Annotated in this window: 15 protein-coding genes, 1 pseudogene and 1 riboswitch; of the genes and pseudogenes, 8 read left to right on the forward strand and 8 right to left on the reverse strand. The window is 62.0% G+C overall.

Going from position 1 to position 14,452, the window contains the following annotated elements; genetic code table 11:
- Positions 1-39: 39 nt before the first annotated feature.
- Complete coding sequence (gene crcB, locus JL39_RS05385) at positions 40-417, reverse strand: fluoride efflux transporter CrcB (protein WP_037147076.1); 378 nt, start codon at positions 415-417, stop codon at positions 40-42.
- Positions 418-539: 122 nt separating this feature from the next.
- On the opposite strand from crcB, the gene JL39_RS05390 reads away from it, so the two are divergent.
- On the forward strand, positions 540-818 hold the full coding sequence (locus JL39_RS05390) for a hypothetical protein (protein ID WP_152601052.1): 279 nt from the start codon (positions 540-542) through the stop codon (positions 816-818).
- Positions 819-833: 15 nt separating this feature from the next.
- On the opposite strand, the gene JL39_RS05395 is transcribed toward JL39_RS05390, so the two are convergent.
- Entirely contained in the window at positions 834-1,313 is a 480-nt protein-coding gene (locus JL39_RS05395) for an Lrp/AsnC family transcriptional regulator (RefSeq protein WP_037147078.1), read from the reverse strand.
- A gap of 140 nt (positions 1,314-1,453) precedes the next feature.
- On the opposite strand from JL39_RS05395, the gene JL39_RS05400 reads away from it, so the two are divergent.
- Complete coding sequence (locus tag JL39_RS05400; protein ID WP_037147081.1) at positions 1,454-1,870, forward strand: DUF2000 domain-containing protein; 417 nt, start codon at positions 1,454-1,456, stop codon at positions 1,868-1,870.
- A gap of 55 nt (positions 1,871-1,925) precedes the next feature.
- Here JL39_RS05400 and JL39_RS05405 read toward each other — a convergent pair whose 3' ends face one another.
- Together JL39_RS05405 and JL39_RS05410 are read right to left on the reverse strand one after the other, a co-directional pair.
- Positions 1,926-2,921, reverse strand: a complete 996-nt coding sequence (locus JL39_RS05405) for a copper chaperone PCu(A)C (RefSeq protein ID WP_037147084.1) — start codon at positions 2,919-2,921, stop codon at positions 1,926-1,928.
- Between the two features lie 77 nt (positions 2,922-2,998).
- Positions 2,999-3,397, reverse strand: a complete 399-nt coding sequence (locus JL39_RS05410; protein WP_152601053.1) for a hypothetical protein — start codon at positions 3,395-3,397, stop codon at positions 2,999-3,001.
- A 194-nt stretch (positions 3,398-3,591) separates the two neighbouring features.
- A riboswitch (glycine riboswitch) is annotated at positions 3,592-3,679 on the forward strand.
- A 154-nt stretch (positions 3,680-3,833) separates the two neighbouring features.
- Between JL39_RS05410 and gcvT the strand changes: the two genes are divergently transcribed.
- The 4 genes and pseudogenes from gcvT to JL39_RS05430 all read left to right on the forward strand — a co-directional run bounded on the left by gcvT (position 3,834) and on the right by JL39_RS05430 (position 9,009).
- Positions 3,834-4,970, forward strand: coding sequence for a glycine cleavage system aminomethyltransferase GcvT (gene gcvT / locus JL39_RS05415; protein ID WP_037147088.1), 1,137 nt, complete (start codon positions 3,834-3,836; stop codon positions 4,968-4,970).
- Positions 4,971-5,138: 168 nt separating this feature from the next.
- Positions 5,139-5,501, forward strand: a complete 363-nt coding sequence (gcvH, locus tag JL39_RS05420; protein WP_037147092.1) for a glycine cleavage system protein GcvH — start codon at positions 5,139-5,141, stop codon at positions 5,499-5,501.
- Positions 5,498-8,361: pseudogene (gene gcvP, locus JL39_RS05425) on the forward strand (aminomethyl-transferring glycine dehydrogenase). Before gcvH ends, gcvP begins: the two are co-directional and overlap by 4 nt.
- Before the next feature lie 204 nt (positions 8,362-8,565).
- On the forward strand, positions 8,566-9,009 hold the full coding sequence (locus JL39_RS05430; protein WP_037147095.1) for an SRPBCC family protein: 444 nt from the start codon (positions 8,566-8,568) through the stop codon (positions 9,007-9,009).
- A 780-nt stretch (positions 9,010-9,789) separates the two neighbouring features.
- On the opposite strand, the gene dusA is transcribed toward JL39_RS05430, so the two are convergent.
- The gene (gene dusA / locus JL39_RS05435) at positions 9,790-10,836 is read right to left on the reverse strand and encodes a tRNA dihydrouridine(20/20a) synthase DusA (RefSeq protein ID WP_037147098.1); all 1,047 of its coding nucleotides are present in this window, start codon (positions 10,834-10,836) and stop codon (positions 9,790-9,792) included.
- A 143-nt stretch (positions 10,837-10,979) separates the two neighbouring features.
- Here dusA and JL39_RS05440 point away from each other — a divergent pair, with 143 nt between their 5' ends.
- A complete protein-coding gene (locus JL39_RS05440) occupies positions 10,980-11,666 on the forward strand; it encodes a fumarylacetoacetate hydrolase family protein (protein WP_037147102.1) in 687 nt (228 codons plus the stop codon).
- A gap of 36 nt (positions 11,667-11,702) precedes the next feature.
- Complete coding sequence (locus JL39_RS05445; protein ID WP_037147105.1) at positions 11,703-12,230, forward strand: gamma carbonic anhydrase family protein; 528 nt, start codon at positions 11,703-11,705, stop codon at positions 12,228-12,230.
- Between the two features lie 12 nt (positions 12,231-12,242).
- Here the strand turns inward: JL39_RS05445 and JL39_RS05450 are convergent, their stop codons facing one another.
- The 3 genes from JL39_RS05450 to JL39_RS05460 are packed head-to-tail and all read right to left on the reverse strand — an operon-like array spanning position 12,243 to position 14,411.
- Positions 12,243-12,680 (reverse strand): Fur family transcriptional regulator, encoded by a 438-nt coding sequence (locus JL39_RS05450; protein ID WP_037148474.1) that lies wholly within the window; start codon positions 12,678-12,680, stop codon positions 12,243-12,245.
- Complete coding sequence (locus JL39_RS05455; protein WP_037147109.1) at positions 12,680-13,504, reverse strand: metal ABC transporter permease; 825 nt, start codon at positions 13,502-13,504, stop codon at positions 12,680-12,682. The genes JL39_RS05450 and JL39_RS05455 overlap by 1 nt, the downstream gene beginning before the upstream one ends.
- Positions 13,497-14,411 (reverse strand): metal ABC transporter ATP-binding protein, encoded by a 915-nt coding sequence (locus JL39_RS05460; RefSeq protein ID WP_052182688.1) that lies wholly within the window; start codon positions 14,409-14,411, stop codon positions 13,497-13,499. Before JL39_RS05460 ends, JL39_RS05455 begins: the two co-directional genes overlap by 8 nt.
- Positions 14,412-14,452: the final 41 nt, after the last annotated feature.

The raw sequence follows: 14,452 nt of genomic DNA on the forward strand, positions 1-14,452 counted from the left end.
CAAAGCTCTTTCTAATTCTTCTTGGGTCTGTCCTGCCCTTTAGAGCATTGCCCGCCCGAGCGCCAGCCCGCCGAAGACGGCGCCGAGAGAGATCGCGACGCTGGCAACGAGATAGGCGGCCCCGGCGACGGTTGCTCCCCGCTCGAGGAGTGAGATCACGTCCAGCGAGAATGCGGAGAAGGTCGTAAAGCCTCCGAGAATTCCGGTGATGATGAACAGCCGCAGGTCCGTGGACATATCGAAGCGACGCATGATGAGTTCGGCCATGAAGCCGATCGCGAACGAGCCGACAACATTGACGGTGAGCGTACCCCACGGAAAGGCCGGGCCGAACTGGCGCAGGGCCCAGATCCCGACGAGATAGCGGCAGACTGAGCCGATCGCTCCGCCAAGGGCGACGAGAAGGATGTTGTTCATGAAAAGCTCTGTAGTCCGGAAAGAAAATCGATGATTGGATAAAATGCCGACATTTTGGTTAAATGGGAACAAATCCGATCTGCCTTATTTCCTTTTTATCTGGAAAGGCAGTGACAGGCGACATGACACTAGTGCTCAGCATATCGGCGAATACGGCCGCCATTGCGATCGAGGCCCTGAAGCCCGGACGGCGCATATCGCCGAAGGATCAGGCGGCCGACATCAAGGCTGATGCGGAACGTAACGCCCGGCGGGCAGAGAATGCCAGCGATCCCGGCGACATCCGGCTTATGGTTCCTGCCCCCACCGTATCCCTGGATATGTTGGACGCCGGCCAGCAACCGCGCCAGCAGGTTTCAATCAACCACGTGCAGTCGGCCTACCGCGATCTGGAAGACTGAGGATATCTGTTCGATTCACTTACCCGCGAAACGCAGCGGAAAGCCATCGAAAGGTTTGATCTCCTTCAGGACGAAGGTGGTCTGCATCTCCTTGATGCGCGGCAGACGCCTGAGTGTCGACATCGCGAAATCCGCGTAGGCGTCGAGATCGGGCGAGACCACCTGCAGCAGGAAATCCGCGTCGCCGGCAATGCTGTAGCAGGCGACCACCTCGTCGAGCCTCGACACTTCGGCTGCAAAGGCCTCTGCTTCGGCCGCGCTGTGGCTGTCGATTTTCACCCGGATGAAGGCGAGCACGCCAAGGCCGATCGCCCTTCGATCCAACACCGCCTTATAGCCTTGGATCACGCCCGTTTCCTCAAGCTGACGAACGCGCCGCCAGCTCGGCGAGGTGGAGAGGCCGACCTTTTCGGCAAGTGCCTGATTGGTCAACCGGCCATCCTCCTGCAAGGCCTCCAGGATTCGCACATCTGCCGGTTCGATCGTTGCGTCCATGAATGTCTACCTTATTTCAGGGTGATTGAGGTATATTCTACCCGATCGGGCTGAAATTCGAAAGCAATAGGTAGGATCGTCCCGCAAATTGAAGGTACTGTCCCCTGCATCTTTCCTGAGAGAATGCTTCCGATACCGCCATGATCGACGACATCCGCCTTGCCATCATCGTCAACCCTGCCCTGCCGCTCGGCCTCCTCAGCAATACTGTTGCAGCGATCTCGATCGGCCTCGGAGCCTCGATGCCGGCACTTGCGGCCCGCCGGCTCACCGACCGCGAGAATCGCACGATCGACATCAGCTCCAATCGGCCCGTGCCGATCCTGCAAGCGGACACCGAAGCGATCCGTTCGCTTCTGCTGCGTGCTCTGGCGCAGCCGGAAGAACGCGCCGTCGTGCCCTTCCCGGCCTTCGCCCGGGCGCTGCATGATTACAGGGACTACGAAGCCTCCTTCCCCGGACGCAACCTCGCGGAGGAGGCAATCGACGGTCTCGGCCTTGCCGGCCCGTCGAAATGGATCAGATCGCTGACCGGCAGCCTGAAACTCTTGCGATAGAAAAAGAAGAGGCCGCTTACAGGCGGCCTCCGGATCGGATTGCTGGATCTCTCGATCAGTTGTTCTGCACGCCCGAAGGAGCCGAGGGACCGACCGGGAGCTTGAGCTCCACCTTGCCTGCCTTCTCGAAGGTCAGCGTAACCGGCACTTCGCCGCCGGCCTTGAACGGCGCCGTCACCTTCATGAACATCATGTGCAGCCCGCCGGGCTTCAGCTCGACGGTCTTGCCGGCCGGAATTGCTATGCCGGTATCGAGCCTGCGCATCTTCATGACTTCGCCCTGCATGGCCATTTCATGCAGTTCCACGGTGCCGGCGATCGGCGAAGTGGCAGAAACCAGCACGTCGTCGGTCTGGCCGTTGTTCTTGACGGTGAAATATCCGCCGCCGACCGGCTGGCCGGGCAGCATGGCCTTTGTGAAAGCTCCGGTGATCTCCAGATCGCCGAGCTTCACGACCGCGGTGCTCGCAGGATTGGCTGCACCGTTGCCCGCCATCATCGCCATCGCGGCGTGATCATGCCCCGCCGGCATCTTCGGTGTTACGGTCAGGGCTGGAGCCGGGCTTTTCAGCGAATGCGGATCAACGCCTTCGGCCGCAACCTGGTCCCACGCAACCTTGCCGTCGGTGCTGCAAAGCTGGGTCGTCGGAAAAGCGAGCGTCTTGCCGGCTGCAATACCCGAGACCTTACCCTGGATGACGAAGGTGTCGTAAAAAGCGTCCGGCAGGTTGCCGTTCTTCCAGCGGATTTCCACGGGGCCGGCCGTTACGGGTTTGCCGTGGTTGTCATAGGTCTTGGCATAGTTGCCCTGGATGACTTCCAGCTCCCAGCCCGGCTTCGGCTGCGGCTTTGCGAAAACGAAACCCTCCGGCAGCTTGACCTGCACTTCGGTGGTCGCCTTGCCGTCGCAGCCATGCGGAACCTGCAGCGCGATGACGGAGGTGGCTTCTTCCGCCGCGGTAGGGTTGGCGAAGGTCGCATGCGCATGGGCGTTGGCCATGCTGACGGTGGCGAAAGCGCCCGAGAGAGCGAGTTTGGTGATGGTCTTCATGATATGTCCCCTTCCGGTGACGGCGCTCTTTGCCGCTCGACCGGGAATACGATTGATCTCTTGAACCGATAGAAGGATCAGATCGAAAGCGGCGGGGCGCGGGATTTCGGCCGGGCGACGGCAGTCGTACCGAGCAACTGGGAGAACTGGCGGAGCGGATTGATGAGAAAAGCTGGTTCGCTGGCCAGCCATGCCTCGTCGGTTGGCGGAGGAAGGATAATAGAGGATGCCAGCAGGCAGACTTCGCAGACCGGCCTTGCCGCCGGCTGGCGCTCGTGATGAACATCTTCCGCGCAGATATCGGCGAACGTGCCGTCCGGCAGCCGGTAAGCTTCGCTGTAAGAATCGAGCGGTGCGCCCGCCTGGACGGGCTGATGGGCAAATCCCAGCGAAAGCAGAACGACGGCGCAGAAGATGCGCAGAAAATTCGCCGCTGTCGGCAGAAAATTCGCCGGTGTCGAGGGCCTTGCCATCATTGTCCTGCCTGTCCGAATGGCATCGGAATAACCCAGATCGCGAAAAAGTGCAAAAGCACTTTCTGCCTCATACAACAGCGATCGATGCGGCTTCTTTGCATTAGATCAAATAGCGTTTGCTGCGCTGCGACAAAAATCATGTTGCCCGCGACACGAGGGGCTTGCCAAATGCCGGGCGAGGTCGATAATGACCGCCAGACTCGCTGGGAGAAGCCGCTTGAATGCGGTGCCGAAGGAGCAACCGCCCCGGAAACTCTCAGGCAAAAGGACCAGCGGGCGCCAACAGAACTCTGGAGAGAAGCCTTTCCGTTAGGCAAGGGCTCGCCGAAGGGATAACAATCTCAGGCGAAAGGGACAGAGGGGGCTCAAGAACCGGCGCGGCAACGCGCCTGATACTGAGCCGGCGCGACAAGTGCGCCAGACCTTGGAGGCGCCCTTGGACGATCAGACCCCTCTTAAGAAAACTCCGCTTCACGCGCTGCATCTGTCGCTTGGTGCGAAAATGGTGCCCTTTGCGGGCTACGACATGCCGGTGCAATATCCTGCCGGCGTCCTGAAGGAACACCTGCACACCCGCACAGCCGCGGGCCTTTTCGACGTCTCGCATATGGGCCAGGTGATCGTGAAGGCCAAAACCGCCGCCTTCGAGGATGCCGCGCGTCTACTCGAAAGCCTTGTCCCGGTCGATATCCTGGGCCTAAAGCCCGGCCGCCAGCGCTACGGCTTCTTCACCGACGAAAATGGCGGCATTCTCGACGACCTGATGATCACCAATCGCGGCGACCATCTTTTCGTCGTCGTCAACGCGGCCTGCAAGGAAGCGGATGTCGCGTATATGAAGGCGCATCTTTCCGGCTGCGATGTCACGCTTCTCGAAGATCGTGCACTTCTTGCTCTCCAGGGGCCACGCGCCGAGGCGGCGCTTGCCGAGCTTTGGCCGGAAGTCACTGCCATGAAGTTCATGGATGTCCGGGACGCTTCCTTGCATGACGCCGCCTGCATCATTTCGCGCTCCGGCTATTCCGGCGAGGACGGTTTCGAGATCTCCGTTCCCGCCGATAGGGCTGAAGGAATCGCCAAGGCGCTCCTTGAGCATCCGGATTGTCAGCCGATCGGCCTCGGCGCCCGTGATTCCCTGCGCCTGGAAGCTGGGCTTTGCCTCTACGGCAACGACATCGACACCACGACCAGCCCGATCGAAGCCTCGCTCGAGTGGGCGATCCAGAAGCCCCGCCGCATGGGTGGTGAGCGCGCCGGCGGCTTTCCGGGCGCTGACCGTATCCTCGACGAACTGACGAACGGCACCTCGCGTCGCCGCGTCGGCCTGAGGCCGGAAGGCAAGGCGCCGGTTCGCGGCCATTCAGGACTTTTCGCCGATGCAGAGGGCAAGACGGAGATCGGCGAGGTCACCTCCGGCGGTTTCGGTCCCACGGTCGAAAGCCCGGTCGCCATGGGTTATGTGCCGACGGAATATGCCGCCCCCGGCACGCAGATTTTCGCGGAGGTGCGCGGCAAATTCCTGCCTGTTACGGTATCCGCGCTCCCCTTCATCACCCCCACATATAAACGTTGAACCCATGGCCAAGATTGCCCCTCATCCGGCTGCCGCCACCTTCTCCCCGTTCAAACGGGGAGAAGGACGCATGCCGCCAACGCCTGCCTAGTCCCTCTCCCTGCATGCGGGGAGAGGGTTAGGGTGAGGGGCAAACGGCTCGCACCACATCACGAGAGGAACAAACTAATGCTGAAATTTACCGCCGAACATGAATGGCTGAAGCTCGAAGGCGATGTCGCCACCGTCGGCATCACCGCGCACGCCGCCGAACAGCTCGGCGACCTCGTTTTCGTCGAACTGCCGGAAGTGGGCAGCCAGCTTTCCAAGGACGGCAATGCCGCAACCGTCGAGAGCGTCAAGGCCGCCTCCGACGTCTATTGTCCGCTCGATGGCGAAGTGATTGAGGTCAACCAGACGATCGTCGACGATCCCTCGATCGTGAACTCCGATCCGCAAGGAGCCGCCTGGTTCTTCAAGCTGAAGCTGAAGAACCCCGCCGATGCCGATGCGCTGCTCGACGAGGCCGCCTATCAGGAGCTGATCGCATGAGCGACCGGACGGATTTCCATTTCACCGATTACCAGCCCTACGATTTCGCCAATCGCCGGCATATCGGCCCCTCGCCCGCCGAAATGACCGAGATGCTGAAGGTAATCGGCTACCCCTCGCTCGACGCGCTCATCGATGCGACGGTGCCTTCCTCCATCCGCCAGCAGACGCCGCTTGCCTGGGGTGCTGCCCTCACGGAACGCGAAGCGCTCGACCGCCTACGCGAGACGGCCAACCGCAACCAGGTGTTCGTCTCGCTGATCGGCCAAGGCTATTACGGCACGATCACGCCGCCCGTCATCCAGCGCAACATCCTCGAAAACCCTGCCTGGTACACGGCCTATACGCCCTATCAGCCGGAGATTTCCCAAGGCCGCCTCGAAGCGCTCCTCAATTTCCAGACGATGATCTGCGACCTGACCGGTCTCGATGTCGCCAACGCGTCGCTGCTTGATGAAGCGACCGCCGCTGCCGAAGCGATGGCACTTTGCCAGCGTCAGGCCAAGTCCAAGGCGACTGCCTTCTTCGTGGATTCTGCCTGCCATCCGCAGACGATCGCGCTCATCGAAACCCGCGCCGCACCGCTCGGCTGGACCGTCATCGTCGGCGATCCGATGACCGATCTCGATCCCGTCGACGTCTTCGGCGCGATCTTCCAGTATCCCGGCACCCACGGCCATGTTCGCGATTTTTCGGGCCTGATCGCTCGCCTGCACCAGACCGGCGCGCTTGCGGCGGTCGCCGCCGACCCGCTGGCGCTGACGCTTCTGAAATCCCCGGGCGAAATGGGTGCCGATATCGCCATCGGTTCCTCGCAGCGCTTCGGCGTGCCGGTCGGTTACGGCGGACCGCATGCGGCCTATATGGCGGTCAAGGATGCCCACAAGCGCGCCATGCCTGGCCGCCTCGTCGGCGTTTCGGTTGACAGTCGCGGCAACCGCGCCTACCGCCTCAGCCTGCAGACCCGCGAGCAGCATATCCGCCGCGAGAAGGCGACGTCGAACATCTGCACCGCCCAGGTTCTGCTCGCGGTCATGGCCTCCATGTACGGCGTCTTCCATGGCCCGGACGGGCTGAAGGCGATCGCCCAGCAGGTCCACAAGAAGGCCGTGCTGATGGCGAAGGGCCTCGAGAAGCTCGGCTACCGGATCGAGCCCGACACCTTCTTCGACACCATCACCGTTGAAGTGGGCCACATGCAGGGCCTTGTCCTGCGCGCCGCGGTCGCTGAAGGCGTCAATCTGCGCAAGGTCGGCGAAACGCGGATCGGCATGTCGCTCGACGAACGAACCCGTCCGGCAACGCTCGAAGCCGTCTGGCGGGCCTTCGGCGGCAATTTCAAGGTGTCCGACTTCTCGCCGGAATACCGTCTGCCGAACGCGCTTCTCCGGAAATCGGACTACATGACGCATCCGATCTTCCACATGAACCGCGCCGAAAGCGAGATGACCCGCTATATCCGCCGGCTCTCCGACCGGGATCTGGCGCTCGACCGGGCCATGATCCCGCTCGGCTCCTGCACCATGAAGCTCAATGCGACGGCGGAAATGCTGCCGATCACCTGGCCGGAATTTTCCGACATCCACCCCTTCGTCCCCGCCGATCAGGCTCTCGGCTACAGGGAGATGATCGACGACTTTCCCAGAAACTCTGCCAGATCACCGGCTACGACGCCTTCTCCATGCAGCCGAATTCCGGCGCGCAAGGGGAATATGCGGGTCTCCTCACCATCCGCAACTATCACATCGCGAACGGCGAGACCCGCCGCAATGTCTGCCTCATTCCCACCTCCGCGCACGGCACCAACCCGGCCTCGGCGCAGATGGCCGGCATGAAGGTCGTGCCGGTCAAGGCGAAGGAGAACGGCGACATCGACATGGACGACTTCCGCGCCAAGGCGGAGGAACACGCGGCAGACCTTTCCTGCTGCATGATCACCTATCCTTCCACCCACGGCGTTTTCGAGGAGACGGTGAAGGAGATCTGCGCGATCACCCACAAGTATGGTGGCCAGGTCTATCTGGACGGCGCCAACATGAACGCCATGGTCGGTCTGTCCCGCCCCGGTGACATCGGCTCGGACGTGTCGCACCTGAACCTGCACAAGACCTTCTGCATTCCGCATGGCGGCGGTGGTCCCGGCATGGGGCCGATCGGCGTCAAGGCGCATCTCGCGGCCCATCTTCCCGGCCATCCTCAGTCGGATGGCAGGGAAGGCGCGGTTTCGGCCGCCCCGTTCGGCTCGCCGTCGATCCTGCCGATCTCCTGGTCCTACTGCCTGATGATGGGCGGCGAAGGTCTGACGCAGGCGACCAAGGTGGCGATCCTCAACGCCAATTATATCGCCGCCCGGCTGAAGGGCGCCTATGACGTGCTCTACAAGTCGGAAGCCGGCCGTGTGGCGCATGAATGCATCATCGACACGCGCCCTCTCAGCACCTCGGCCGGCGTCACGGTGGACGACATCGCCAAGCGCCTGATCGATTGCGGTTTCCATGCCCCGACCATGAGCTGGCCGGTTGCCGGCACGCTGATGATCGAGCCGACCGAATCGGAGCCCAAAGCCGAACTCGATCGCTTCTGCGATGCGATGCTGGCGATCCGCGAGGAAGCCCGGGCTATCGAGGAAGGCAGGATGGATCGGGAAAACAACCCGCTCAAGAACGCCCCGCACACGGTGGAAGACCTCGTCGGCGAATGGGACCGGCCCTACTCCAGGGAGCAGGCCTGCTACCCGCCTGGCGCCTTCAGGGTCGACAAATACTGGTCGCCGGTCAACCGCGTCGACAACGTCTATGGAGACCGCAATCTCGTCTGCACCTGCCCGCCGATGGAGGCCTACGCGGAGGCGGCGGAATAGTTGGGACACCAAACCGGGGGCGGCGAATGCGGCGCCCCCGCTCTTCTCTTGCGAGGAAAGATGGACGCGGCCGCTGTTGTCAGCCGCAAGCCAGCAGTAGGATATCCTGAAAATTTTCAACTGCAGGCTTGGGTGTTGTCGGATTGCTCAAGCCTCGTCCGTCCTTGGAGTCGTACGTTCCATCAATTCGGAAGGATCACGACCATGCCCAGTACCATACGCCTGCACCGCGTCCTCGCCACCAGCCCGGAAAAGGTCTATCGCGCGTTCATCGAAGCGGATGCGCTCGCCAAATGGCTTCCCCCGAATGGTTTTACTTGCACCGTGCATCACTTTGAATCGACCGTCGGCGGCAAGTTCAAGATGTCCTTCCGCAACTTTACGACGGGCAACAGCCATTCGTTCGGCGGCGAATATCTCGAGCTCGTTCCGGGTGAGCGCGTTCGCTACACGGACAGGTTCGACGACCCCAACCTGCCTGGCGAGATGGACGTCACCGTGACGTTTAAGAAAGTCTCGGTCGGGACGGAAATGGATATTACTCAGGCTGGTGTGCCGGACGTCATTCCGGCCGAAGCTTGCTATCTCGGCTGGCAGGAGTCGCTGAAAAACCTGGCAAGGCTTGTCGAGCCGGAGATCAACGAATAGCGCGCCGGCTTCCCGAAACAACAAGCGCTGCTACTCGATCCATCGCCGGTTTGGCGGGAAGAACCTGCCGCTCGCGATCTCCCCTCTTGAGGGGGAGATGCCCGGCAGGGCAGAGGGGGGTATGGTGAGGCAAATCAAAGCCTTGCGAGAAATCGGCAGGAAAAATCGCCCTCGTTCATCCCCGCCCTCCCGCCTCATGCCTACAATTCCCCCGTCCCGCATCGGATACGCTGGCAGGCGTGCCAGTGAGGCGGGGCCGGCGCCGGGTGTCAGGAAACGACGTAAGTCCTTGCATTCGGGGTTCGCGGAAAATGGTCTCCCTCCGGCGACGTGGGGGCGGATGAGACGCTGTCGGGCCGACGTCTCGTTTCGCTTCCTTGCATTATGCGCCGGGCGTGCCTGTGAGGCATTGGAGGGTGACGGGACAGCGCCATGCGGCGTCCGGGGGTTTTCCTTGAAAGCCCGGCCGCGCGGCGCAGGTGGAAGACGGTGCCCCCGACGGCTCGCGAATGAGCAATCGGGACCGGTGGTCATGGCCGTAGCACCGTAAGTCTAAAGAGCGTGCATGACACCCTCCCGCTCAGGAGGGACACGCCACAGTTCCCACAAACCCCGTCATCGCAGAGGGACCGGAGTCGCGGGCATAAACCGCCGAACGGGGCGCTGAGAGGTGTCACCTAAAACTAAAACTTAAGAGGCAGCTTTCAGCGCCCCGTCCGAAACGAATTTTCGACCATCACCAAGGGATGAATGTGTCCTGTAGAAGGGCACTGCCCAGGCTCACCCCGCCAGCCTTTTCTCCTCGGGTTGAGCCCGAGGACCGCCATCGATATCCACCGCTGCAAATGCTGCCGCGATTACCTCAACCCCAGCACCGGGGCGGGTCGCTTCGGCGGAAAGGATCTGGCGGAAACGGCGTGCGCCGGCAAATCCCTGGAAAAGCCCGACCATATGCCGTGTGACGTGATGCAACCTTCCGCCGGATGCGATCACCTCGTCCGCATAGGCCATCATCGTATCGCGCAGCTTGAGCCAGTCGATATCGGCAGTTCGAGTCTTCTCGACCGCACCAAACTCCATCAATTCATCCACCCCGGCCAGCAGTCCGGCATTCTGGTAGGCGGCGCGGCCGAGCATCACCCCGTCCATCACGGCAAGGTGACCTGCCGCCTGGCCGAGATCGGCAATGCCGCCATTGATCCCGAGGAACACATCCGGGTTTTCGCGTTTCATCCGATGGACGAGCTCGTAATCGAGCGGCGGGATCTCGCGGTTCTCCTTCGGCGAAAGCCCCTGCAGCCAAGCCTTGCGGGCGTGGATCCAGATTGCATCCGCCCCTGCCCCGATCATCCGGTCGAGAAAACCCGGCAGAACCTCGGCCGGCTCCTGATCGTCGACGCCGATGCGGCATTTCACCGTCACCGGCACGGTCGAGACCTGCTTCATCGCTGCCACCAGATCGGCGACAAGCGCCGGATCGCGCATCAGGCAGGCGCCGAACGTGCCGGACTGCACCCGGTCCGACGGGCAGCCGACATTCAGGTTGATCTCGTCGTAGCCGTAGTCCGCGGCGATCCGCACCGCTTCGGAAAGCTTTCCCGCATCCGAGCCGCCGAGCTGCAGTGCCACCGGATGTTCGGCCGGCGAATAGGAGAGCAGCCTCTCCCGCGGCCCGTGGATGATCGCATCCGCCACGATCATCTCGGTATAGAGCATCGCATGCCTCGAAAGCTGCCGGTGCAGGAAACGGCAATGCCGGTCCGTCCAGTCGATCATCGGAGCGACTGCGAAGATCTTTCGGCCGTGCTTCAGCGCGTCTGCGTACATTCAAATTCCTTCTGTTTGCGGCTTCCATACAGCAAACAAAAATTCTTCGCCAGTTTTCCCCGCCGCTCCGAAAGGGGCTAGGATTGTGCAACGATTTGTAAGACAAAGACGTCCCCGTCTTTCTGTTTTCCAGGATGTCTGCCATGCGCGCCACCGTGATCCCCGCCCCGGAACCCGTTCTTCTCGACGTGGAGGGAGCGACGGAACAGTTCCCGGTGCGCAGGGTCTATTGCGTCGGCCGCAACTATGCCGACCACGCGATCGAGATGGGTCACGATCCGTCGCGCGAACCGCCCTTCTTCTTCCAGAAGAACGCCGACAACATCTATAACGCCGAGACCTTCCCCTACCCGGCGCTTTCCTCTGACGTGCATTACGAGGTCGAACTCATCATGGCGCTTTCCGGCGGCGGCGCGGATGTTTCGGTCGAGGACGCGCTTTCCAAGGTCTATGGTTATGCCGTCGGCATCGATTTCACCCGCCGCGACCTTCAGGACAAGGCGAAGAAGATGAGCCGCCCCTGGGAGGCGGCGAAAGCCTTCGAGAAATCGGCGCCGGTTTCAGCCATCGTTCCGGCGGCGAAGATCGGCCATCCGCAGATGGGGGCGATCTGGCTGGAGGTCAATGGCGGACGCAAACAGTCCGGCGATCTCAACCAGATGATCTGGAAGCTGCCGGAAATCATCGCCGAACTGTCGAAGCTCTTCGTGCTGGCGCCGGGCGATGTGATCATGACCGGCACGCCGGCCGGTGTCGGCCCGATCGTTCGCGGCGATCAGGTCGCCTGCGGCATCGATGGCGTCGGCAAGCTTTCGCTCACGGTCGCCTGACGGAACAAGGCCTGACGGAACAAGGGAGGAGAAACCATGCCGCTTTATGCTCTCGGAGAATTCGAGCCGAAACTCCCTGCCCCGGATCGCTATTGGGTGGCACCGGACGCCAATGTCATCGGCAAGGTGGAGCTCGGCGAAGATGTCGGCATCTGGTTCGGCACAGTCTTGCGCGGCGACAACGAGCCAATCGTGGTCGGCGCCGGCACCAACATCCAGGAAGGTGTGATGATCCATACGGATATGGGGTATCCGGTGACGATCGGCGCCGGCTGCACGATCGGCCACCACGCCATCATCCACGGCTGCACCATCGGGGAGAACGCGCTGGTCGGCATGGGAGCGACGATCCTGAACGGCGCGAAGATCGGCAACAACTGCCTCGTCGGCGCCAATGCGCTCGTCACCGAAGGCAAGGAATTCCCGGACAATTCATTGATCGTCGGTTCGCCGGCAAAAGTCATCCGCACCCTGGACGACACGGCCGTGGAGAGGCTCAAACTGTCGGCGATCAATTATATCGCCAACTGGAAGCGGTTCGGCCGCGATCTGCGACAGCTTTAGGCGGCGCCAAATTCAAGCGGCACAAGCCTCGCAGAGGCCGCGGATCTCGATGGTCGTCTTGGCGGGTTTGAACCCCTTCCCCTTCGCCCAGTCGCCGAGGCGATGGTCGACTTGGTGGTCGTGGAATTCGAAGACATGGCCGCAACTCTCGCAGATCGCAAACGCGACCGTGCCGTGGTGGCCATGACCTGTGCTGCAGCATTCGCTGTTCGGATGGGCGCAGGCGACGAAGGCGTTCAGGCTTTCCAGCCGGTGCACCATGCCGAATTCGGTGAGCTTGTCGAGCGCGCGATAGACCTGCAGCGGAGCGCGGAACCCATGGTCGCGGAGCTTGTCGAGAATGGTATAGGCGCTCATCGGCGCGTCGGAGCGGTTGAGCACCTCGAAGACGAGCGACTGGTTCTTGGTCAATGCCGGGGTTGAAGCCGGTGAAGATACCGGTGCGTTCATCATCGCACTCCTGTGTTGCCGGCCCTCTCGGCCGTGTTTTTCCCCGCTACGGGGATAAGGCTTAGAATGAAAAGTAAGAGTGCCGCCACCACAATGGAAGGCCCGGACGGCGTATCGTAAGTAAGTGAACCGAACAGTCCGCCGACGACCGCAACCGCGCCGATCAGCGAGGCCGCGACGGCCATCACTTCGGGGCTCGACGACAACCGCCGCGCCGTTGCGGCGGGGATGATCAGCAGTGCCGTGATCAGCATGATGCCGACGATCTTCATGGCGATGGCGATGACGAGCGCCATCAGAAGCATGAAGAGAAGCTTGGCCTGAGCCGGCTTCATGCCTTCCGCCTCGGCGATATCCTCGCTGACGGTGGAGGCGATCAGCGGCCGCCAGAGCGCGATGATCGCCGCGATCACCAGCACGCCGCCGCCCCAGATCAGCGCGATGTCGGCGCGCGTCACCGCCAGGATATCTCCGAACAGGAAAGCGACGAGGTCGATCCTGACCCAGCTCATGAAGGCGACGAGTACAAGGCCGATCGCCAGCGCCGAATGGGAAAGGATGCCGAGCAGTGCGTCGGCGGAGAGCGATTGCCGCCGCTGCAGCATGAGGAGCAGCAGAGACACGACGACTGCGACGCCGAACACCGAGACGAGCAGATTGACCTGGAAGAAAAGCGACAGGGCGACCCCAAGCAAGGCCGAATGAGCCATCGTATCCCCAAAATAGGCCATGCGCCGCCAGACCACGAAACAGCCGAGCGGACCGGCCGTCAAAGCTACGCCGATGCCGGCAACGAGGGCCCGCGTGAAGAAATCGTCAAACACGGTCGTCCTCCCTGCCCGTGGCCGGTGCAAGATGGCTATGCGTGCTGTGGTGATGAAGTTGATGGTCGTGAGAACCGTGGTCCTCGTTTTCGTGATGATGCCCGTCGCCCGGATGGCAATGATCGGTGATCGAGCCGTCGCCATGCAGCACCCGCCCGTCCGGCAGATGGGTATGGTCATGATGATGGCTGTAGACCGCCAGCGAACGGGAATTGCCGCCGAAGAGTTTCAGGTAATCGGCACTCTGGCCGACCACCTCCGGCGTGCCTCGGCAGCAGATATGGCCGTTGAGGCAGATCACGGTGTCGGTACCGGCCATCACCATGTGCAGGTCGTGCGAGATCATCAGGATGCCGCATCCGGTGGAATTGCGGATCGAACGGATCAGGTCGTAAAGCGCGCTTTCGCCGGCGAAATCGACACCCTGCACCGGTTCGTCGAGCACCATGAGGTCCGGCTTGCGGGCGATCGCACGGGCCAGCAGTGCGCGTTGGAATTCACCGCCGGAAAGATGCCGCACTTCCGCATCGACGAGATGTGGAATGCCGGTTGCTTCAAGCGCGGCCCGGAGTTCTGCGTCGTCGAGCGAACCGGTAAGCCGCATCAGGCGCCGGACCGAGAGCGGCATGGTCCAGTCGATCGCAAGCTTCTGCGGCACATAGCCGATCCGCAGGCCATGCATACGGGTGACCGTACCTTCGTCCGGGCGCAGCACGCCGATCGCAACTTTCGCCGTCGTGGATTTGCCGGCGCCGTTCGGGCCGATCAGCGTCACGACTTCGCCGCGGCGGATCGAAAAATCCACGCCGCGCACCAGCCATCGGCCATCCCGGCGGATGCCGGCATTGTCGAGCGATACAAGCCGGCTTTCGCCGGGAAGGGCCGCAGCCCCTGTGGTCGTCAGCATGTTTTTTCCGGATTCCCTGTTGTCAGTGGCTATGACACACG

Source organism: Rhizobium sp. YS-1r (assembly GCF_000757525.1).
Taxonomy (GTDB): Bacteria; Pseudomonadota; Alphaproteobacteria; order Rhizobiales; family Rhizobiaceae; genus Neorhizobium; species Neorhizobium petrolearium.